Source organism: Streptomyces sp. cg35 (assembly GCF_050410835.1).
Taxonomy (GTDB): Bacteria; Actinomycetota; Actinomycetes; order Streptomycetales; family Streptomycetaceae; genus Streptomyces.
Genome location: NZ_CP191268.1, coordinates 8,749,722 through 8,772,676 on the forward strand (window position 1 = coordinate 8,749,722; position 22,955 = coordinate 8,772,676).

The following is a 22,955-nucleotide window of genomic DNA, read 5'->3' on the forward strand; positions in this document are numbered from 1 at the left end:
GGATGACGAGCCGCACAGGCCAGGGGATGCGTCCGTTACCGATCACGGACAATTCCGGGAAAGATCGCGGACAACGCACGCCGATTCCGGCAGGCCACCGCGTGCGTTCTGTGGGGCGGTCAGTCCGACTGCGGGAAGTTCAGGAAGTCCGCGAAGTTCACGTCGTCCAGGTCGAGTTGCGGCAGTGTCAGGTCGGCCGGGAGGAAGGCGTCCAGGTCGGGCAGGACCGGCATCGTCCACGCCAGTTGTTGGAAGCCGGGTACGGGGTCGAAGAGCGAGGCTGCCGGGTCGAGCAGTACGAAGGCGTGGGCCGCGTGGCCGGGCGGGAGCAGCGCGCGGACGCGTTCCGCCAGGGCGGGGTGGGTCAGCAGTCGGCCCTCGCGTTCCATCCAGGTCCAGCGTTCCTCCGCCCAGCTCGCGTGCGCAGCTGCGTTCTCCGGCGTCGCCCGGGCGTGTTCGCGTGCCCGCAGGCCGTTCTCGATGTCGCGGATCACCGCTCGTGCCAGGGCTTCCCAGCTGTGCCGGGCGAGTTCGTCGACGTAGCCGCGGAACTGGTCGTCGGCGCTCTTCAGGTCGCTGGGCTGGATGCTGTTCGGCCAGGGGAACCACAGCGCGTGCGCGTCGGTGATCAGGACGACGTTGCGGCCGCGTGGCTGGTCGCCGTCCCACTGGTCCGGGTTGAGGATCTGGTCGAGCAGGAGACTTCCCTGCGCCGCGTCGACCGGCATGTCGATCAGGCGGAGGTCGTCGGCCGCGGGAGGGGCGCCGATCGTCGTGAGCCACTGTTCGTCGGACAGCGGGCCCTGTTCCAGTGCCGGGTCGATCACCAGGTAGCCGGTCGTGCCGTCCGGCCGGGTCGCCAGGACAGCGGGGGCGATGTGGTAGCGCCAGGTGATGGCCAGCGGGTTGTGCGTGGTGGCGTTGTGGGCGTTGGACGAGACGACTCCGAGGCGCGGGCCCGCCACCGTGATCTTGCGTACGGACGCGCCCCAGCGCTGCAGTTGGAGCGCCATCAGGTGGGCGCGCAGATAGCAGCCGTCCTCGGGGTGGTTGTGGGGGAGCGGGAGCGTGTCGTAGCGGTAGTGGTGGTAGCGGAGTTGTGCCATGCGGTCGTACCACTGGGCGACCTGCTGCGGGGTGGCGGGAGCGGTGTAGGGGTCGCCCAGGACGTCCTGGACGCGAGCCGCGTCGTCGTGCGCGTACCAGTTGAGCGCATCGCGCAGATCGGTGCCCGTCAGCTCGTGGAAGGCGTCGGAGACCGCCCAGATGCGGGGCAGGTCGCGGTCCAGGCCGGCCAGGAGGGCGAGTGCGCCGGGGGCGTCCGCGTCCTCCCGCAGGAGTTCGGAGAGCCGCTGCGCGAAGCCGATGGCCTGCGGCAGATGGCGGGGGTGGGCCCCGGGCGCCACGGCGACGGGGTTCAACGGCTGTGACGTGGCGGGGAACTGCGTGACGAGGCCGAGGCCGGTCAGGACGAGTTCGTGGTCCTGCGGCCGAAGGCGCCCCTGCTCCACGGCGTTGTCGAGGACCTCGGCGAGGCTGGTTCCCGCGTGCTGCCGGAAGGCGTCGTCGAAGGATGCCTGCGGCGGGGTGCCCAGCAGGGAGGTGCGGCGGTGCAGGACGCCGAGGAGCGCTGGGACGTCGACGGGCGAGTGTCCGAGCAGGCCCGCCACCTGGGCCGCGAAGTGCTGCTCCAGGTCGGCGAGATGAGGTGCCGAGGCCGGGTTCCCGTCCGCCTGCTGCGGTGCCCGTGGAGCGACGTCGGTCGTGGCTGGTGACGAAGGCCGGGGAAGGGCCACCGGGTCCACCCAGATCGCGCGGCGCGCGGCCGGCGGCGCCGCCGCACGTGCGGAGCGCAGGTCGTCCTCATCCCCGCTCGGGTCGCTGAGCGGTCCTCCGTCCGGGTCGGTACGCGTGTGGAGCGGCACGTCGCCGATCACGGCGGACAGCAGGGCCAGGTGCCTGGGCCGCAGCCCGGCCGCCGCCAGCGCGGAGTCCGGGGGCGCCTGGTCGTACGCGCCGAGGAGGCTGCCAGGGACCTGCGCCCGGTGCGCGGAGCCCCGATCTCGGTACTCGTCACGCAGGCCCAGCTGGTGTGCCAGTTCGTGCGCCAGCTCCACGGGCGACGCGTCGCGCCACCACGTGTGCTGGTCCATCGGACGGTCGCGGCCGGCGAGCGTGACCGTCAGGTGCGCGTCGTCGGAGGGATCGACCCGCTCGACGGTGACGTGCAGACGGTCGCCGCCCGGGAGGCGGTGTGCCGGTGCGTTGAAGAACTCCGCCACGCCTGCGTGCAGTTGATCCAGCACGCGCGATGCCTCGCCGGCATTGCCACCGCGTACGGCGACACGCACCGTCAGGTCGGTCACCGGTTCGCCGGCGTACGTGAACCTGCGGACGTCGAAACCCGAACGCACGACGTGCCGCGGGCGGTGGTCCCGTGGTGCGCGCGGCGGCAGCGGGCGGTGTCCGGGGTTCGGGACGTAGGGCCCGAACGGCCGCCCGTCCAGCAGGCGTTGGGCACCGCGCACGAAGCGCGGTGCGATCCCGCCCGGGAAGAGGACCTCCCGCTGGTCGGGGAAGGGAGAGGCGAGGCCCAGGGTGCCGTTGACGTCGATGCCGCCCGGCAGGTCCAGGTCGTAGCGCCAGCGGTGGCGGGCGTCGAGAGCGGCGGACGCCGCCGGTGCCAGGTCGAGGGACCGGCGCGCGTAGTCCGTGTCGCGCGTCGTGCTCACGTAGCCGCTGCTGTCGGAGGCGCCGTTGTAGGCGTGGTCCAGGACGTGCGCGAGGCCGGTGCCGGGCGCGCGCAGACCGTTGAGGAACACCTCGTCGGGGTCCTCCGCCGTGAAGCGGTACAGGGGCGCGTCGTCGGTGCGCCAGCGCATCGGGTGCGGCAGGTCGTCGAGAGCCGGTGAGGCCTGGGCCGCGGTCCGGCGCGGCGGCACCGGCGGTTGATCGGCGGTCGGCGCGTCCTCCCACGACAGGGGTACGAGCGAACCCGGTGTGTCACCCGGTGCGGTACGGAAGCGCGACGAGGCGATCAGGCCCCGTGTGCGATGGAACCAGTCCCAGGCGGGCCCCTCGTCGTGGATCCGGCCCGTGTCGTCCGTGACCCGGCCCGCGCCAGGACCCTCGGCGCTGAACCGGCCGCGCAGCCCCAACGAGGCGTTCTCCGCAGCGAGTTCGGTGGAGTGCGGATCGGCGTCGACCTGTCCCCGTACGGTCCAGCCCTGTCCTTCGTGCAGGACCGGGAACTCGCCCGAGGCGAGTGTGTCCCCCTCGTCGTCACGCGGGAACTGCGTGATCTGCGGGTGCTGTGGTGGTACGGAACCGGCGCGGGCGCCCGACAGCGTGTGGAGCTCGAACGCGCCCTCCTCGCCCGGGGGTGTGCTCGCGGGATCGGGCGACGGGATGTCCTCGCGCGCGGACGCCGACGGCGGTGTGTGCTGGAGCAGCGGGACGAAGTCGCCGCCCCGACGGCGCAGTACGAGCTGCGTGTCGCCCGAGCCGAAGGTGTGGGCGGTGCCGTTCTCCTCGACCAGCGTGACCCGGGCGCCGGACGCGCGAGCCGCCCACCGGGCCATCGCCTGGTCCGCTTCCTGCCCCCAGGCCGCCGTGGCGAGATGCTCGCGCAGGACGCGGGCCCGCTCGAAGTCGCTCGGTGCCGGTGCGCCGCGCCGGGGCCGAACCGGCGGCGGCCGGAACAGCGCGTCGCGGTCCGCGGCCCGGCCCGGCAGCCCGTGCAGCCGCATCAACTGGGCCGGTGACGAGCCCGCCCGCACCCGCAGACGCGCGGCATCGCTGCGGGAGGTGCCCGGGAGACGGGAGGCGTGCCGCATGGCCTGGGACAGCGCTCCGAAGAACCCGTTGCCCCGATCGCTCGGCGTGCCCTGGTGGTAGGTGCTGCCGTCCGGAGCCGTCAGGACTCCTGTGGCGGCGAGCCGGAAGCCGGGACGTCCGGACGCCTCGCCCGCTGTGGGTGGCGACCATGGAGGCGTGGTGTGCGTGCGGTGGCCGGAGACCTGCGCCGGAGTGTCGACCGGCGTGGTGTCGGTCGACGCGGCCGGGCGCGGTACTGCGGGCGGCGGAGGCGGTGAGCCCGCCGGGAGGGCGACCTGGAAATGATCGTCCGCGACGAACAGGGTCAGCTCGGGGCCGGAAGCGTCGGCATCCGAACCGGTCGGCACGAACCGCTGATGGTGCCCGTCCGCGGTGACCACGGTGACCGGCGTGCGCAGGACGCGCGCGGCCAGGGCCGGCAGCAGATCGGCCGCGCCGTGGTTCCACGCCCGGTCGTCCGTGCCGAACGGACGGGACAGAGCTTCGGACGCGAGACGCAGCCGCTCGCCCTCGCTCAGCCAGCGCGGCTGGGGCAGCGCGCCGCGGGCGCTGAACTCCGCCTGATGTGGGCCGTCCAACTCGACGTCGGCCGCGGCCAGTTCCTCGGCGGTGAAGGCCTCATTGGCCTCGGGGGCCAGTGCCGACAGCAGGTCCTCGTTGTCACGCTGCCCCAAGGCGTCGACGAGTCGGGTGCGCGCCTCTTCGATCGGGTCGGTGCCGGTCGGTGTGCCGTCGCCCAGCGGGGCCTGTACGCCGTGGTGGTGCGCCGCGGCGAGCAGCGCATGGAAGAAGGACGCCCCGTCCTTGGGGACGTCGTGCACGTCCCACACCGTCGAGCCGTCGGGTGAGGTGAGGGTGCGCGGACCGGAGCCCGCGCCGTCCGTGACCGTGTAGGTGGCGGGTGCCGCGGAGCGCCAGTCCGGCTCCTGGTAGGCGGACTTGGTCGCCTCCTCGCCTTCCGCAGCGGTGGAGTCGGGTGTCGTCGTGCCGGGTGTCGGGTGGGTGACGCGGAACGCGGCCGCGTGGAGACGGTGGGCCTGCTCGGCCGCCGCTGCCGCGTGGCCCTCCCACGTGGCCGCCTCCTCGCGCGCGGCGCGCCAGCTCCGCACCGCGGGCGAGGCGCTGTCACTGCTCGCCCCGGGCTGCGTCTCGAATCCGCCGGCGGCCGACGCACGTTCCTCGTCCGTCATGTCGAGCCATGCCGTGCGGGCCTGCGCCCGGGCGTCGTAGTAGCGCTTGTCGGCCTCGGTGAGGTCCGCCTGCGCCTGGGTGAGGTCGTCCCAGGCCTGCCGTGTCGTCTCGGGGAACGTGGTGTCGTCCAGCAGGCCCAGGTCCGTGGCGATGTCCTCGCGCACCCACACCAGAGCCGTCGTACCGGCCTCGGCCGCGCGCGGCCCGCGCCGGGCCCGCCCCAGGGCTTGCAGGGCGCGGCTGTCGGTGAGGTGGTGGTCGGCCTCGACGACGGACAGCCAGCGCACCGGCAGCGCGAAGAGCATGCTGCGCGGGGTCGCCACCTTGAGGTGGGTACCGAGGCCCGATTCGACCGAACCCTTGAGCTGCGTGCCGTCGGTGGCACCCCCCACGGTCGCGGAGGCACCGGGGGTGATCACACCGGCCTGGCTGGTGCCCGCCATCGGGGAGGTGCCGACGGCCGCCTCGGTGGTGGTGGCGGAACCCGCGTCGAGGGTGTCGGAGGTCTTGCCGCGGACCGCACCCTCCATACGGGGCTTGTTCTCCACGGCCAGCAGCCGCGCGCCACGCCGGCTCAGCTTGGCGTACATGCGCACGTCCGCCGTGTGCGACTGGCCCAGCAGCCGGGCGGACGACAGCTGCGGCAGCCCGAGGCCCTGCGCCGAGAGCGCCTCGCGCAGTCCCGCCGTCAACCCGGTCTGCCCCGCCGCCTCTTGCTGCGCCTGCGCAGGGGCGGTGCCGAGCGCGGTGAGCGGGGTGCGCCGCGCCTTGCGTACGGCTTCGGTGAGGGCGTCGCCGTCGAGGGTGGTGCCGAGGTCCCGGTCGCCGGTGCCGTCGGCCCGAGCCGTCGCGAGCGTGAGGGCGTCGTGGACGGTGGGCGCGCCCAGGATGTCGACGGGCAGGAACCCGGTCCCGACCTTGTCGTCCAGCACGAGGTCGGAGTCCTCCGCCCGCCAGTCGGACACCGCGTCCGCCTTCGCCTGAAGGGCCGTCAACAGACGCACAGTGCGCGGCGGTTCGGGTACATCAGCCACTTCGCCGGTGTCGCCGTCGGGTGTGAGCAGGCTGACGGGCAGGAGTTCGCGCAGGGTGCCGACGTTGCCGGAGACCGTGTCGAACAGCGCGTCGCCCGTGCTGTCCGTCGCCGTCACCTCCAGCTCGTAGCCGGTGACGAGTTCGGCATGGGACTGCGTGGTGGCGATGTTGGGGCTCGCGCTGGTGCCGACGGCCCGGGAGCGGCCGGACTGCTGCTGTTCCGCCGCGCTGCCCTGGAGGGTGGGGCCGATGCCGAGCAGCCCGCCGTCGCGGGCCACGGCCGGGGACTCGGAGGCGGCGAGCGTCACGTCGCCGCCCCGGTCCTGGGACGTGCCGCCGCTGGTGTCGCGGGCGGTGGGCCGGTAGTCCTCCACCTCATAGCCGGTACGCAGCCGGTCGACGGTCGTGGTCACCGGGCGCAGCCGGAACCTGAGCTGCCCGGGGCTGCCGCCCGTCGGCAGATCGCCTGGCCTGGCCCAGGCCCGGTACTGCACGGGCAACGTCACGCCGTCGGTGCTGAGTTCGTGGAGCTGGCCCCGCAGGAAGTCCGGGGACAGCATCTGCAGCACCTGTTCCCGGTCGTGCGAGGGCACGCCCAGCGCCTCAAGGCGCGGCAGGAGTTCGCGTGCGTGGTGGCTCGCGTCGAGCAGGCCCGTCGGATGCGTGGCGAACCGGCGGTTTCGCAGGAACGGCGGAACGCGGTAGCCGCCCGCCAGGTGGTGCGGGGTGCTCGTGCTCAGGCCGTCCGGCGCGAGCCCGGTCTCGATGGCGTCCTGCATCGGCAGGTGCAGCAGCACGGCGTCCCGCACCTCGTGGGTGCGGGCCGCCGCGGGGCGCGGCCGGGGCACCAGGTGGTCCGCCGCCCACGGCGACACCCGACCGGCCCACGAGCGCAGCGACGTCGCCGCCCGCGTGCCCGCGAGACCCAGCGCGGCGCTCCAGCGGTCCCGTACGGCGACGGTCTCGGTGAGGTCGGCGGACACCGGGTACGTGCGGCCGGTGTAGGTCAGGATCGTGTTGCGGCCGCTGCCGAGCGTCTCACTGGCGGAGGCGCCCTTGCCCCACGCGAGCTGCCCGCCGGCCGCGTAGCTGCCGTGCACCGGGTGGTGGCCGTCCACGTGCTGCGGCGACAGGGAGCCCTGCAGGCCGACCGTCGTGCGGGAGGAGGTGCCCGAGCTGCCGGTCGTGCGGTGGTCGGCGCCGGTGGTGACCTCGAAACTGCCCTGGTTCGGGTCTCCGGTCACGCGCAGCCGTCGCAACCGGGCGTGGAGCGTCGCCTTGATGTGGTGGGTCTGCAGCGGGCCCGCCGCGTGCAGCCCGGTGACACGTTGCCCGAACGGGCCAAGGATCTGGCCGATGTGGCCCGCCACGGACAGGTTCTCCATGGCGCGGCGCAGGGCGCCCCGCACGGGGGTGCCGGGTGTGGTGACGTGCCAGGAACTGCCGGTCGCTTGCGCGGCCGTCCGTTCGGCCACCTGCTGCCGCTGCTGAGCTCCCTCCGCGCTGAGCACGGCGAAGGGGCGGCTCAGCAGATCCCGGGTCCACGTGACGTCCGTGGCGTCCGGATCGGAAGAGGGGCCGGTGCCGTCGACGAGGCGCTCCGCCTCCTCGGGCGTCAAGTTCCCTTCGGGGGAAGGGTGTTCGGTGTCCTGAGACGGGGTGCCTGTGCTCGGCGCGTAGCGGGGTGAACTCTGGGCGGCCGGCGCGGCCAGCTCGACCCGGCCCACGGGGGCCGCGCCACCGTCGAACAGGGGCCGCGGCCGGACCGTACTGACGAAGACGCCGGCGCCCAGAGCGCCGACCGTCGCCAGCCGGGCCCAGCCGCGCGGACGCCGATGCCCGTCGAACGTCGCGTTCAACTCGACGCGATAGCTGAACAGATGGGCTGCCGTCTGCGCCGTGAGGTGGTCGTTGGTGACCGCGACCGTGGTGCGCGTGGCGTGCTGACGCCCCCAGGCGTGCCGGACGCCGAGGGTCAGACCGCCGATGCGGCGCGCCCAGCCGGTCTCCGGCGCCTTCGCCTTGTCACGGGGCGAGATCCCGAGCTCGGCCCCCACGGACTGCGTACTGGAGGCCTGCCGTGCCTGGCCGAGCTGCTGCGTGGCGCTCACGGAATTGCGCAACGACCGCTCGCTCAGCGACGTCTCGTAGCGTCGGTCCGTCAGCCGGGCCGTCAGCGTGAGGGTGTGGTGACCGCGCCGCACCGGACCGTCCTCGGTGAGACTCACCGGCACACCCGTGGTCGTCAGGACCTCCAGGCTCTGCGCCAGCGTGGGGCGGCTGAGCGCGTCGCGGACCTGACGGTCGTTGTGCAGCGCGACCCGCGTACGTCCGTCGCCGTACAGCAGGCGTGCCAGGCGCGGGTGACGGCGCTCCCACGGGGCGGGGAAGAGCGCCGGGTACGACTGATGGAGCGCGTCCAGGGCCGCGTCGGCGAACGTCGCCATCGGGTCCGGCGCCGCCACAGGGCCGGGCTCGCCGTCGGCAGGCGGGAGCTGTTCGGGGACGAAGCCCTCCGCTCGGGTGTGACCCAGGTGCGAGGGATCGTCCGCGGCGAGGTACGGCGGCGCCGCGGGCTCCGGAGCGGGCTGCGGGCCGGTCTGCCCGGGAGTCCGCGTGTCCCACTCGGCGAGCCGTTGCGCCTCGGAGGTGGGGATCCAGTCCAGGGTGACGACGCGGAACGGTCGTGCCGCGGAAGGCGGTTCACCGGGCCGGCGGACGTAGAGCGTCTTCTCGACCTGGTACAGCGCCACCGGGGTGCCCTTGACCCGGCCGGTGATCTTCCGGGCCGCCGAACCGCCGATGTAGTGGGCACGGCCCGCGCCGAGATCGAGGCGGGCCATCGGGCCGCCCTGGATCCGCACGTCCGCCGCCGCACCCTGGTACATGTGGTTGGGCCCGGCGGTGATCTGCGCGCCGAAGCGCGTCTCACGGGTGTGGGTGCGCTCGTTCTGCTGCGTGATCTGGTCGACGTTGCGGAGCTCCACCTTCGTCGCCTCGGTCACCCGTGTGCCCTTGTGCGACACGGCGCGTTCCACGATCAGGTGGCCCAGCGGGTGCTGCGAGCGACCGCGCGTCAGTTCGGGACCGACGACCTGCCCCGACAGCCGCGGGAACAGCCCGAGCAGGCTGCCCGGGCGCAGGAACGAAACGAGCGTGCGGTGCGCCGAACTCCCGGGCCGCGCACCGGACATGGCGAGCGCGAGATCCTCCGGCGAGTCCCGCAGGTGCAGCGCCGTCGTGTCCGCGACGCGCGGCGCGGCACCGTCGCGGAAGGTGATCGTCTCCGGCGCGCGGGTGGGACCCGTGTACGGCTCGGTCAGGCTGTCCGGGAGCCGCCAGGTCAGGCCGCCCCGCACCGCGAAGCCGCCCTCGTGCACCGGCTGCCGGTGCCACCCCGGCGACATCGCGCCGGGCCCTCGCGGGGTGGTGTCGGGCCCGGGGGTGACCCGGTCGACGCGCACCCGGTAGTACACGTCGTCCACATGCAGGTGCGAGCCGTCCATCGCCCGCCACTCGGACTGGCTGAACGCCTGGCTTCCCGTGGAGTAGTCGGTGCGCCGCGACCGGCCGATGGAGGCACCGAGCTTCAGCAGCCATTCCAGCGGCGGGCCCAGACTGATCGCTCCGGCGGCCCGGCGCAGCGTGGCGACACTGCGGGAGACCCCGGTCGACGCCTGGCCGCGACGCAGGGTGTCGACCTTCGTCGTCGCCCCGTCGGCGTCGGCGAACCGCTCCCACCGGTGGTACGGGACGGCCTCGACCGTGATCTCGTACCCCACCTCGGAACGTTCGCGCGCCACGAATCCGGCGCCGCGCGGCCCGGTGAACGCGCCGGGCTCCTCGGCCAGCAACCGCCGCAGTTCCGCGTCGTCGAAGCGGTCGCGCACCTGCTGCGGCAGTCCGCGGACGATCTCGTCGGCCACCTGATCCGGATCGCGCAGCGTCGCCCTGCCCAGCCCGGACATCAGGCCGCCCGAGGGGCCACGGGCGTCGTCCGCGTCGGGCCCGATGAGGGCGGTCGGAAGGCGGCTGCCGTCGTCGAAGGTGACCGTCGAGGGAGGCGGGCCGGGCGGGGGCGCGTCCGCTCCGGTCAACAGGCGTGTGGGGCGATGCCGTTCGAGCTGCGTTTCCAGCGGTACCTTCTCGCCGGTGGCCGGCTCGGCCGGGTCCGCGCCGTCCGCCGTCGAGACGCCGTCGTCGACGACGGACGGGGCGCCTTGCGTGCTCCCCGAGCTCTTCGTGGCCCCGTCGAGCGCGTCGGACAGCCGCTGCTCGGTCTCCTCGGCGCGACGCTGGGCGTCCGCCACGACGTCGTCGGCGGCGGACGGCAGTGTGGTGTCCGGGAGGACCGGGGCGCTGCGCAGACGGGCCGCCGCCGACGGCTCGTCGCGCAACGCCTCGTCCAGCGACCGCATGCTGTCCAGCCAGTCCTGGAACAGGTCCTGCGTCCGGGCGGGTTCCGGGACCGTCTTGACGGGCGGCGGGGCAGGCGCCGGGGTGGTCGTCGGGGCCGGTGCGGCGAGGCCCTCGTAGTGGTCGCGGCCGTTGTACGCGACGTACAGCGTCCCGCCACGGCCTCCGGGGTGCAGCGCGGTGACGGCGCCGTTGCGCACCACCCGCAGGTCCAGGTCCGCCGCACGTGCCAGCGCGGTCGGCACGAGGTCCCCGAACGGCGACGACCACAGACCGGTACGGGCCGCCGTCGCGGCGAGCAGACCGCCACTGCCCGTCCGCCGCGCGGCCTCGGGCGTGGGAGCGACATCGAGGAGGCCAGGGTAGGAACTCTCGCGGAGCAGCCGCTGCCAGGTCGTCACATCGCCGGCCAGCGCGGCCTGAGAGAGAGCGTCCCAGGCGGACTCGGCCGCCCGCCGGGTAGCGGCGTCGTCGAGATGCGAGCCGGCCAGGAACCGCTCGCGCAGATCGTCGACGACGGTCCGCACCGGGTCCGGCGCCGACTCCGTGAGCGCGTCGGCGAGTTCGGAACCGTTGAGACCGGTGTGCAGCAGTGTGCGCAGCCCCGCGACGTCCGTCTGCGCCCACTGCGGCGCGACACCCTGAGCGCGGGCCCCGGTGAGCACGGCACGGAAGAAGCAGTCGCCGTCCGCGGCGGTCGGCACCGTCCGGAAGGAGCGGCCTTCGACCTGCACCGCGCCCCGAAAGCCTCCGGCCTTCAGCCCGAGGACCTCCAGGTCGTCCAGGGGCGTGACGTCGGTGCGTACGGTGGGCGGGGAGGACGCGGCAGCCAGGTCGGGCCGGCGGGCGAGCAGAGTGGCCGTGTCCTCGGGGCTCAGCGCCAGCTCGGACAACGGCAGCGGAGCATCGGACAGTTGCCAGGTGATACGGGCCGCGGGAGCGTATTGCAGACCCTGTACGTCCTCGGGGGACACCAGCGTGTCCGGCGGCAGTTGCGGGGCGGGGGAGGGCAGCAGACGGGCCAGCGTCGTGTCGGTGTCGCCGCTGGAAGCCAGTCGCGCGGCGTCGCGCAGGAAGGCGATGTGCGCGTCCGGAGTGGGTGCTGTGGGGGAGGCCGCGGTGTCCCCGTGGCTGACCATGCGCTGCAGCAGACCGGGGGTCATGCGCCCGTCGGTGAACCGGCCTTCCGGGTCGGGAGAGCGCCAGCGCAGGCCGTCCACGTAGGCCAGACCGCTCAGCAACTCGGCCGCGTCCGGGCGCTGTTCGGCATCGTGGCCGAGCACACCGCGCAGCGTTCGCACGTGTTGCAGGGTCCGGGCGCGGGCGAACGGATCGGCCGGCCCCGGGCCGGTGTGCAGACCGCTGGTCCGGGCGAGTGCGTCCAGGTCCCGTCCCGACGGCTCCGGAGTGAACAGGCGCCATGCGCCCGGACCTTCGGGACCCTCGGTGAGAACGGCACGCACCTCGCCGTCCCGGTCCTTGGCCGTACCGGCTTCGCTCGTGGGGGCGTAGACGCGACGGCCCGTACGGTTCGCCACATGCTGGGCGACCGGAAGTCCGGCGACTTCGGGCCGGCGGCCGGTCTCGCACGAGTACAGCACCAATGGCCGCTCGGTGGCGCCGTCCTTGTTCCACGCGCGCAGCACGTTCCCCAACTGCACGCCGCTGACCACGACGGACGGACGGCCGGTGTCGCCGGTGCCCAGCGTGACCGTACGAGGGGTGCCGTGAGCCACGAAGTAGTCCGCACCGTGTTCCGTGCCCGAGCCGGGCAGCGGCCGCGGCGGGCCGGTGAAGACGGCCCGCGGCGCGCCGTTCTGCCGAGGTGGCGTCCCGCCGTGGGACGGAAGTGTCGCGCGGGCGGTGCGATAGGTGTCCTGATCGAGCAGGCGCTCCCGGTCGGTGGCGCGCGAAGTGCCGTCCTCGACCGTGCTCTGCGAGACGGTCAACGTCCGCACAGCTCCGCCCTGTTGGGCGCGAGCCGGATCCCCGACGACCCGCTTGCGGATCTGATCCAGAGGGAGCGTGTGTCCGTCGAGAGTGGTGACCGACGGGGTGGTGGCCGGAGAGGGGGCGCCGGGGGCGTCGATCGGCCGGGTGACGACGAGGCGACTCTGGGGCGCGGGCTGCGGGGGCTTGGGTGTGACCGGTCCTTGGTGCTGCGGTGTGCCGACGGGCGTCGTGGCCACGGGGGTGACCGGTGGTGGCGTCGTGGTGGGAGCGACGCTGCCCGACTCCAGGTGCAGGTCGGTGGCCACGTCCGCCGTGTCTGTATCAGTGTCCGAGTCCGAGTCCGAGTGCGCGTCTGCGCCGGTGTTCGTGCTCGTGGACGGTTGGGGCTCGGCCGCGAGAGGCGCTGTCGTGCTGGTCGTGCTGGTCGTGGCGGGCTGCGGATCCGCCGTGGATTCTGTGGTCGGGGAAGGCGTGGAGGTGGTGGGTGGGGGCGTGAGGGTCCGGTCCGTGCCCACCGTTGCGGAGCTCTCGGTGACAGGACGCGCCGCCGGGGCGTCCGAGTCGACCGGGGCGGCCGAAGAGGTCGCGCCGAGGGCCTGGGTCACGGGACGCAACACGTCCGAACCGGGGAACTCCGATGGGCCCTGGGCCGAGGGAGAGGTGGGCAGCGGGCGGACCTGCACCGGCCCGCTCGGCACGTCCCGGGACAGGACGGCGGCCTCGCGCGGTGGTGCCGGGGTTCCCGGCGCAGGGGAAGCAGCGGGTGGCGGGCCGAGGACCACGGCGTGGTCGGCGCCGGACGCGTCGAGCAGGCGCGTCGCGGAGGCCGGGGCGTCGAGGGAGAGGGGCGTGTCCGAGACCATGACGGTCAGGGGACGACCGGGCTCTGCCAGCGGGGCGACGGTGTTGGACGACTCGAGGAGCGTCGGCTCCGGCGTGCTGTTGGGCTCGGGCTCCACGGTGCCGGTGTCCTGACTGGTGACGGAGCCGCTCGGCTGATGTGCCTGTGCCTGTGCCGTCTCGTCGTGCGCCGCGTCGGCCGCCGGGGGCGCCGTGTTCTGGGTCGTCTCCGGTGCACGGTTGGCGGAGGGCGTCGGTGCGGAAGACGGCGGGGCAGGAGCGGTTCCCGGACCGGTGGTCGTGCTGGAGGGTGCTTGCGTGATCCCGTCGGGGGAGGAGGAGACCTGCGTAGGCCCTGCGGTCGGGGACGAGTCCACGGTGGCCGCGCCGGGCGGCCCGGTGACGGTCACCTGCGGGCCGAGCCCCTGCAGGGCATGGCGGACGTCGGCGATGTCGGCTGCCGCCGCCGGGCCCGTTCCGCCGGACACGACCCGGATCTCGGGAACGTCCGACAGCTGATGGTGGAGCGCGTCGCGTACGCCGATCTCGTCGACACCGGGAGGGGGCGTGCCCCGCGACTCCCCGATGGCTTCGAGGGCGGCGTTCCGCGCTTCGGGGGAGCCGGTGTGGACGTCACGCCACAAGTCGCTCTCGGTCTCCGGCACCGTACGAGTCGAAGTCGGCGGGGCGGCGTACTGGTCGTTGAAGTCCCGCTCACCCAGGCCGTCTTGAGGACCTGTGGATGTCGCGCTGTCGCGACTGTCCTCGCCGTGCGGGGCGTTGTCGGTGCCGTGGTCGTTGCCGTCGGTGCTGGCGCCGCCGACCGGACCTGTGCCCGACACCGTGGGCGGCGGCTGGTTGCGCAGGTCGGCCACGAAGTCGCGCAGACCGTTGCCCGTGTTGATGGCACCCGTGTTGAGCGCCGAGCCGACCCGGTCGCTGACGCCCGCGCCCACGAACGTGGACCAACTCGTCGACCAGTCACCGTAGAAGAGCCCGCCCGCGATGATCTCCGCGAGGGACTCGGCGCCTCCGGAGGCGATGAAGTCGGAGGTCTCCTTGACGACATGGTGTCCGGTGATCGCGCCCTTGCCGGGCCCGTCGCCGGGCAGATCCGGGCCGTCTCCCTTGGGAGCGTCAGGGTCGGGCCTCGGGGCGTCGGGACCGTTCCCCTTGGGCGTGTCGGGGCCGGGCTTCGGGGCGTCGGGACCGTTCCCCTTCGGGGTGTCGGGCCCGTGCTTCGGGAGGTCGGGGCCGTTCTTGGGGAGATCCGGTCCGCCGTTCTTGAAGTTGAGGTCCGGGCCGCCCTTGAGGAAATTGTTGTCGTACCCGTTGAGGATGTTCTTGGCGGCGCCGTGGAAGATGCTGGCGAAGCCGCCGGCGAGCGCGCCGAACGCCCCGTCCTTGAGGATCTGCCCCCAGTCGAACCCGTCCGGCCTGCGGCCGTCGGGACCGGCCAGCATCATGCCGAGGCGCACGACGAAGGTGGTGAACGCCTCCTCCAGCGCCTCGGTCAGCGACGGCAGCAGATGCATCCGCTCCAGCAGATGGCTGAGCGTGGTGAGGATGAGCAGGCGGCTGCGCGCCTTGGCCAGGGCGATCTGGGTGAGCGAGGCACCGCCGGTGAAGTACGACAGCGCGAGGTAGAAGGCGATCTCGATGAGGAGCCGGATGACCTCCGCGATCACCTGCCACTTGGACTCCAGGATGTCCATGGAGGCCTTGACCCGGCCGTCGGCGATCTTGTCGAGCTGGTCGCCGAACTCGCGCAGATAGTTCTTGCCGCCGTCGTCGATGAGCATGCTCATGGCCCGGACGTACTCACGGCCGACGTCGTCCGGCATGGCCGTGGAGATGTCCCGTACGGACTTCTCGATCAGCCCCGACAGATCGCGCACACGCTTGCCCAGCCGCCCGTACGGCTGGCGGCTCGCGTACGCCATGTCCTCGTCGGCCTGGAGGAGACGTTCCCCGGTGAGGATGAACAGCATGGCGTTCACCTCGGGCGACGCCTGCATGCTCATCGGGACGCTCCTCGCCCGGAGCGGCTGTCAGTGGCGCGCATGACCGCCGTTCACGTCGCTGATCCGGCTGCTCTGCTTGGAGATGTCCTCCAACGCCTGGTTCTTGACCGCCTTCATGGTGTCGAGGTTGGTGAGAGTGCCATCCGTGATGGCGACGACCGCATCACGGATGGCCATGCTCGTGTCCTTGGTGGTCTGCCGCTCCTTGCGCTCCTGAGGCTTCACCTTCTGGGCGAAGTCGTCACTGGTACCGGGCCAGGAGACGGTCCCGCTGATCTCGTCGAGGAAGTCCGCGGTCATACTGCGCGCGGCCTCCGCGATCTCCTCCAGTTGCCGCACCCCGGCCTGAATGCGTTGCGGGTCGCCGTAGTAGCGGTCCGACATGGCTACTCCTCACCGTCCTCGCCCAGCGCGTCCCGCCACGGCGCGTCAGCCGACCGGCCGGCCGCCCCGTCCCGCTCGCGCACCACCTCCGGGCCGAACATCTTCTCCCAGTCCACGTCGAGTCCCCGCAGCTCCGGCACGCCCGTGCTGGCCTCGGTGAACGGCGCCATGGCCCGCATGACGTGCCGGCCCACCCGGACCCGCGCCTCCTGCGCGGCCTCCAGCACACTCGCCGCCAGCTCCTGGGCCGACATCGAGCGGTACTTGCCGTCGAGGAACTCCAGGTCCGCCAGCTCGCCCTGGGCGCCGACGGTGACGCGTACGGCGCGGTCGGAGGAGACGGCGCCGAACGAGGCGTCGCGCAGCTCCTGCTCCGTCCGCGCGACCGCCTCCTGCGTGGCCTTGAGTTCGGCCATCGCCCGGTCGATGCGCTGCTCCAGCGAATCCGTCACTTCTCTTCCCTCTCCTGCCGTACGGCGTGCGCGGCGCGCCTGCCGCCCCTGGACCGGTGCCGGGCCGGGGTTCACCGTCCGATGACCGCCGGCGCCCCGCCCTCGTCGGTGCCCCACACGTCCGCGTCCTCCTCCAGGTAGTCGGACGAGGTGACCGGCCGGCGCGTCGTCTCGTCCGCGGCCGTGTCCTGGCCGGAGCCTTGACCGCCGCTGGTGGTGGCGGGACGTGCGGCCGGGGCGAGGAAGGTGTCCTCGTCCTCGGAGCGGCCCCAGGGGCTGCGCCTGCGACGGTTGCGGCGCCGGCTCTCCTCCACGGCGTCGGTGAGGACGGCTCGGACGCGCTCACCGTGCGAGCCCTTGTCGCCGCCGCCCATGCCTCCCATGCCGCTCATCGGCATCATCGGCATGCCGGGACTTCCTTGCCCGCTGCCGGCAGCCGCTGCTCCGGTGCCGGAACCCGCTCCGGAACCGCCGCCGGAGCCGATCGCGGACGTCTGGTCCGAGAGCGGGTCGACGGAGTGGGGGACGCCCGTCGTCGATGTGCCGTCGTAGCCGGTGAGCGCCGAACCGCCGCCCAGGTCGGACGTGGCACCGCCCGCACCGCCGCCCAGGGTGCCGAGGCTCTCGCTGGTGGTGCCGCCTCCGCCATCTCCTCCGCCACCTCCGTCGCCGAGCGAGGGGCTGTCGAAGGACGGACTGTCGAGGGAGAGCCCGTCGCCGAGGCCGGTCAGGTCGCCGATGGTGTCCGACGTGCCGCCGCCCGTACGGGAGTTGAGCCCGTCCAGGTCCACGCGGCTGGTGTGACCCTGCGGATCGGTCGTCGTGGCGACGCCGCTGTCGGGGTCGATGACCTGCTTGCTGCCGTCGGGGAAGTCGGTGGTGAGCTTGCCGCCGTCGAGGCGGGTCACGGAGCCGTCGGGGTTGGTGCTGGTGGCGCCGTGGGTGAGGTCGGTCGTGGTGACGGTGCCGTCGGGGTTCGTCGTGGTGAGGGACCCGGTGTCGGGATCGAAGCTGGTGCTGCTGCCGTCCGGGAAACTGGTGGTGAAATCGCCACCCGTCAGGGACGTGTGACCGCCGGTGGGCGTGGTGAGGCCACCCGTCGTGTCGGTCGTCCCGTTGAGGCCGCCCAGGTCGCCGAGCGACTGGGTGGTGATCTGCTTGCCGAGGTCGCCGGGGTTCCCGGTGTCGCCGGTGCCGTTCTGGGTGTTCAGCCCGTCGAGGGTGCCGAGGTCGGTCTCGGTGGTGGTGCCGTCCGGATGCGTGGTGAGGGCCTGACCGGTGTCGGGGTCGATGCTCTGCGTGGTGCCGTCGGGGAAGTCGGTGGTGAGCTTGCCGCCGTCGAGGCGGGTCACGGAGCCGTCGGGGTTGGTGCTGGTGGCGCCGTGGGTGAGGTCGGTCGTGGTGACGGTGCCGTCGGGGTTCGTCGTGGTGAGGGCGCCGGTCCTCGGATCGAAGCTGGTGCTGCTGCCGTCCGGGAACGTGGTGCTGAAGTCGCCGGCTCCCGAGAGCGAGGTGGTGCCGCCCGTCGGCGTGTCCAAGCTCGAACTGCCTTCACCTGGTGTCCCGTTGAGGCCGCCCAGGTTCCCCAGGTCCTGCGTCACCGGACCCGTCGCGCGGTCACGGTCGCCGCTGCCGTTCAGGCCGCCCAGACTGCCCAGGCTGGTGGTCACCGGGCCCGGGGCGGGGCCGGAGTCACCGAGGCCGTCCGTTCCCGGCGGAGTGTTCAGGGTGTTCCCGTTCCCGGGGTCGGTGAGTGAACCGTCACCGTTGATCCCACCGAGGTCGCCGAGGCTCGTGGTGATCGGGGTGTTGTTCCCCGCACCGCCGAGGTCGCCGAGCCCACCGAGATCGCCCAGGTCGCCGAGATCGCCGTTCGAACCGCCGGGGTTGTTGAGATCACCGAGGCTCTCCTCCAGCTTCTTGCGGTCCTCCTCGGCCTTGCGCTCGGCCTCTTCCTTCTCCTTCTCGTACTCCGCTTCCTGCTTCTCCTTCTCGGCCTTGGCCTCTTCTTTCTCCTTCTCCGCCTCGGCCTTGGCGTCCGCCTTGTCCTTCTCGTACTCCTCCTTCTCCGCCTCGGCCTCGGCCTCCGCCTCCTCCTTCTCCTTCTCCGCTTCTTCCTTCTCCTTCTCGGCCTGATCGTCCGCGTAGTCCTCGGCCGCCGTGCTGGTCGTCTTGGGCTTGGGCTGGTTGTCGGTGAACTCCCGTCCCAGGTCGAGGAACTTGTTGTTCAGCGTGGACTGCACCCGCGTGGCGGCCTCGCCGAGGTACTCGTCGACGCCCTTGCTCCAGATGCGGACAGCCTCCTCGCCGACCTTCTTCCACGTCTCGATGTTGGCGAGGTCGCCGTACTTCTCCGGGCTCTGGCTGAAGCCCTCCTTCGTCCGCGCGCTCGTCGTCGTGACAGGGGAGCCGCCGTACCCGGAGGAGGTCGTCGAGTAGATCTCGGTCTTGCTGATGTTCTCGGCCTCGGCCCAGGCCGCCAGCCTGTCCAGGACGTACCTCAGCACCCGGTGCGGGTCGTAGTAGTCCGACTGCGACCACTTGTACCAGGCGTCCAGCAGCGTCTTCGCCGCGTCCTCCAGCGCGTCGCGCCCCTGTGCGAGGGCCTGGGAGTACACGGTGGCGCCGTCGGCGGTGCCGCCGCCGGAACCGGTGAAGGTGTCGACGTAGCCCTCGTAGTTCTCCCGGACCTTCTTGAGCAGTTCGCGGAAGATGTCCGCCGACTCGCCCTTCCAGGCCGCGTCGTCCCTGCCGAGGGCGTCCTCCCAGCCCTTGATCGTGACGGCGTGGTCCCGGAAGAACTTCGCCGCACGGTCGAAGGACTCACCTGTCGTGCGGAAGGAGTCGAGGACGACCGCTCCGTTGCCGGGCACGGCGAGTCCGTTGAACGACATGCCTTCGGTGTTGCCGTTGAACAGGGCCAGCAGGGCGTCGCGGGGGCCGTTCATGTACTGGGCCAGGTCGACCGTCGTGAACGTGTCGTCGTTGTAGTCCGTGAACTCGTTGCCGTGGCTGACGGCGACCTCGCCCGCCGAGCCGCCCGAGGTGTCGGCGAACTGGAGGTTGTCGTCCTTGTCGTGGACGCTGCCCTCGAAGACGATGCGGGCCTGCTTGAGCTGCGGGCTGCCGCCGCCGCTCGCGTCGAAGAACCAGATCTCGTAGTCCTGGCCGTCCTGCATCTCGAAGCCGGACTTGTCGAGAACCTCCTGCAGGGAGCGGTTCTTGATGTCCATCCGGAAGAGCGGGCCGCCGTGATCGGAGGTGAGCTTCTCGAAGATCGTCGACCGTTTCGGGACGGGATAGCCGGTGAGGTGCGCGACGAGCTTGGCCCATGCGTCGTCCCCGTCGCCCGAGGCGACACCGTCCCCGTACTTGTCGACGTTCGCCTTCGAGTCTGGGTCGTAGCGTTCCCCGGCCACCGAGTGCCCTTCCTGGTCTGGTGCTGGTCTTCCGTGCCCGCGACGGTGTCACCGCCGCGCGCGGTACTCAGCTCTCGTCGTCCCCGCCGCTGTTCGTGCCGGCCACATCGGTGTCGACGTCCTCGAACAGCTGGAGCAGGGTCTGGGCGTCGATCGAGTCCAGGTTGCTCTGGTGGGTCTTGGTCATCTTGTCGAGGGTGTCCTGGAGCGCGTCCTTCAAGTCCTTGAAGAGCGTCTCCTGGTCTCCGAGCAACTTGTCGATGGTCGTCGCCGCTGTCGTGATGTCCTTGATCAGTGACGGGCCCGAGACCAGATCCTCGGTGGTCATCTTGCCGATGTGCAGGATCTGTTGACCCTTGTCCGGATTCCCCTCCGTGGTGTGACCGTCGGTGAGGTCGCGGAGCGGGCGGATGCCGTCGACTTCCTTGTCACGGTAGGTGCCTGCGGATTTCAGGGCCTGCTCCACGTCCTCGTCACGGAACTTCTGGAGCTGCTTGAGATCGAGATGGGTCAGATCGGCCACGGGTCACCCTCCTTCGCTCGGTGCCGGAAACGGTGGGGTCCGCGTCCCGGCCCGTGGGGGAGTGCCCCTTGCGGGGAAGGCCGGGACGCGGACGTCTCAGGAGGTCAGCGCGGGGTGACCGACTGCCACATCTGACTGCTGCGCCGCTCGTCCTTCTTGTGGCCGTCCGCCACGTCCTCGAGGAGCGTGCCGTTCTCGGAGAGTAGCTGCTGCATCTTGCCGACCGCGTTGTTCCACTGCTGCTGGACCTTGGTGTACTCCTGCTGGTCGTCACCGCTCCAGCCGCGCATCAGGGCCTGCAGCTCCTGCTCGAGGGACTGGAGGGTGCCCTGGATCGCCTTGGTCTGCTGCTGGATGTCCACGGCGGCGTTGGCGGCCGCGTTGTACTGGACATCGATGATGCCGTCTGTGAGGTTCTCGGCGGGCATGACGGATGCCTCTCTGGTCGTCGGACCGGTGGTCCGAGGCGTCTCGTGGTGGGGGTTCGGCCCGAGGGGGAGGGGCCGACGCCGGGGGACGCCCCCGGCAGCGGGCAGGTCAGGTCAGCGCCTCGAAGACACCGGAGGAGACCTTGCCGGCCTGCTGGCCGATGTTGCTCTGGTGGTGCGCCGACGTCTTCTGGGCGGAGGAGCGGTTGTCCTCCAGCGCGTCCGTCATGCGGTTGATCTGGCCGATGATGCGCTGGGCCTGCTCGTCCCACTTCTCGAAGAGGTTCATGAAGGCGCGGCCCTCGTCACCGCCGACGCCGAGCGCCAGCGACCTCACGTTGCCCCGGATGCGCTCGACGCCGTCCTTGGCCATCCCCAGCGCGTGCACCCCGTTCTGTACTGCCTTGTCGTCCACCAACCGGTTGTCGGCCATGGAGCACTCCCTTCGGTCGAGCTTCGCTGTGGCGATCGTGCCTGCTGAGGCTAAAGAGAATCCGGCCCTCCGCGCAACGAATCCAGTGAATCTCCGCCCGAGGACCGGCCTCAAATCCACCTGGTCTGAACAGAGTTACGTCAAGGTTTCTCGCGGATGGCCGAGGTGAGGCGGGCGCACCGATTCATCGACGCGGCGTGGCGGAACCGCAACTGACCGCGCGCGACGGGAATTCGGGCCCCATGCGGGCACGGCGTCCGGTGAAACGGGCAACGCGCGGGAGAGAGCCGCCCGTTCCCTGCTCGTTTCGGGCATCGATGTGTTGGCGGCCCCGCACGTACAGGCTTCTTGAGGTTTCTCTGAGCTTTCTCGGTGGCATATTCACTTCAGCCTGTGGGAGAGCTGTGTCTCCTTGAATCTGGCCGGAAATTGATCCCTGCTCGGCCTCAACTCCGTTCATACGGAGTTTTGTTCATTGCGTTCTTTTCCCTTTTGCCCGTTCCCGCAATCCGGTGCGGTCACCCGCGGGGCCGTGGCCCCCGACGCGGCCCGCTCGTCCAGGTCCGAACCGGTGGGCAGCGTCGACAGCAGCGGAGCCGGAACCGACGTGATGTCGTCGGCGCCGTACCCCAGCGCGGCGAGCGCCTCCTTCGAGGCGATCCGGTACTTCACTCCGTTGTCCGCGACCAGGTACGTCGTGCCCGCGTGCGCGGCTCCGGAGGCGTTCAGAGCCCGTACGAGAGCGCCGTGTCCGGGCCGGACGACCGTCGCGTCCGGTGCCACGCAGGCCGGCTGCGGCGGGCCCGCGGTGCCCGCCGACACGGCGAGCGGAGCCAGCGCGTCGAGCGACACCAGCACCGAGCTGATCCGCGCCCCCTGCGCCCCGCCGTCGACCTCCGCGCACAGCGCCGAGCCGCGCGGCGTCGACTGCGGCTCGGGCGGCGTCGCCGGAAGCCCCGAGGCGTCCGAGGACCGGGCGGCCGACGCCGCCCGGTGCTGGCGCAGTGCGTCCGCGCCCACCGTCCGCGCGGTCGGAGACTGCCCTTCGTACGCCTCCTTCTGCGTGGCCGGGTCCCCGAGGACGAGCGCGGCCCCGGTACGGGAGAGGGGGACCAGACCGTCGGAGCGCAGCAGTTGGTACGTGCTGCTGCCGCCCGGCACCGTCACCTTGAACACCTGGCCCACCCGGGTGGGCTCGCCGCCCAGGTCGGGGCCCTTCTCGCCGCGACCGGGCACCTCGGGCGGCGCCAGCTCGGCGCCCGGCGCGAGCGCGTCCAGGAACGCCGCGGACACCGGCATCGGCGACTCGGAGCCGTAGCCGAGCGCGCCCCGCGCGTCGGACGTCTCGTCGAGCGGCAGCCGGCTGCCGCGCCACACCAGGTACTCCTTGCGATCCGGTCCCTGCACCAGCACCGCGCGGTCACCGGCGAGGGCGCGCGTGGCCAACGACGCCCCCGCCACGACCGTGGTCGCGCCGGGCTTGTTCACCCCGGCCTCGGTGCCGCCGCCCGTGCTCGGCAGCGCGCCCGCCGCGCCGGTCACGCACATGTGCCAGGCCCCGCCGTCGAGTTCACCCGCGCCTGGCAGGGTGTCCGGCGCCCCGGGTATCCCCACCGGAGCGCCCACCGGGGTGCCGCGCAGCGAGGCCGTGCCGACATCCACCGAGGTCAGCTCGGCGCCGCCGATGAGCCGCGCGGAGGCGTAGTTGCGCACGGGATGCAGCGTGCCGCCGGTGTAGAGGTAGCGGGCCCCGGTGTCCCGGTTCACGACGAGGCTCTCGCCGGAGCGCCAGCTGTCGTTCCCGCCGGGGCGCAGCAGCCCGTACACCGTCGCGCCTGCGGCGACGAGCACCGTCACGAGCAGACCGAACAGGACGCCGCGCGTGGTCCGCCCGAGAGGGCTCTCCGGTGCGTCCGGATCGGCCAGGAGCAGCCCCGAACTGAGCCTGCCCATCACGAAACTGTGGGCCTGCACCTGGTCCCGTTTCGACTGCACTGCCTCTCCTTCTCGTTCTCGGTGA

8 protein-coding genes are annotated in these 22,955 nt (G+C 72.3%); all 8 read right to left on the minus strand.

Going from position 1 to position 22,955, the window contains the following annotated elements; genetic code table 11:
* Positions 1–119 precede the first annotated feature (119 nt).
* A complete protein-coding gene (locus ACQUQD_RS40315) occupies positions 120–15,296 on the minus strand; it encodes a scabin-related ADP-ribosyltransferase (RefSeq protein ID WP_428957203.1) in 15,177 nt (5,058 codons plus the stop codon).
* A gap of 27 nt (positions 15,297–15,323) precedes the next feature.
* A complete protein-coding gene (locus ACQUQD_RS40320; protein WP_428957204.1) occupies positions 15,324–15,680 on the minus strand; it encodes a hypothetical protein in 357 nt (118 codons plus the stop codon).
* 2 nt (positions 15,681–15,682) lie between these two features.
* Positions 15,683–16,132: a YbaB/EbfC family nucleoid-associated protein gene (locus ACQUQD_RS40325; RefSeq protein ID WP_428957205.1), complete on the minus strand. Its 450-nt coding sequence runs from the start codon at positions 16,130–16,132 to the stop codon at positions 15,683–15,685.
* A gap of 71 nt (positions 16,133–16,203) precedes the next feature.
* The gene (locus ACQUQD_RS40330; RefSeq protein ID WP_428957206.1) at positions 16,204–19,551 is read right to left on the minus strand and encodes an AAWKG family protein; all 3,348 of its coding nucleotides are present in this window, start codon (positions 19,549–19,551) and stop codon (positions 16,204–16,206) included.
* 67 nt (positions 19,552–19,618) lie between these two features.
* Positions 19,619–20,074: a type VII secretion system-associated protein gene (locus ACQUQD_RS40335; protein WP_428957207.1), complete on the minus strand. Its 456-nt coding sequence runs from the start codon at positions 20,072–20,074 to the stop codon at positions 19,619–19,621.
* Between the two features lie 104 nt (positions 20,075–20,178).
* Positions 20,179–20,502: a WXG100 family type VII secretion target gene (locus tag ACQUQD_RS40340; RefSeq protein ID WP_428957208.1), complete on the minus strand. Its 324-nt coding sequence runs from the start codon at positions 20,500–20,502 to the stop codon at positions 20,179–20,181.
* Between the two features lie 109 nt (positions 20,503–20,611).
* On the minus strand, positions 20,612–20,935 hold the full coding sequence (locus ACQUQD_RS40345; RefSeq protein WP_428957209.1) for a WXG100 family type VII secretion target: 324 nt from the start codon (positions 20,933–20,935) through the stop codon (positions 20,612–20,614).
* A 456-nt stretch (positions 20,936–21,391) separates the two neighbouring features.
* Positions 21,392–22,930 carry a type VII secretion protein EccB gene (gene eccB / locus ACQUQD_RS40350; RefSeq protein ID WP_428957210.1) on the minus strand — a complete coding sequence of 513 codons (1,539 nt, stop codon included), beginning with the start codon at positions 22,928–22,930 and terminating at the stop codon, positions 21,392–21,394.
* Between the last annotated feature and the right edge of the window lie 25 nt (positions 22,931–22,955).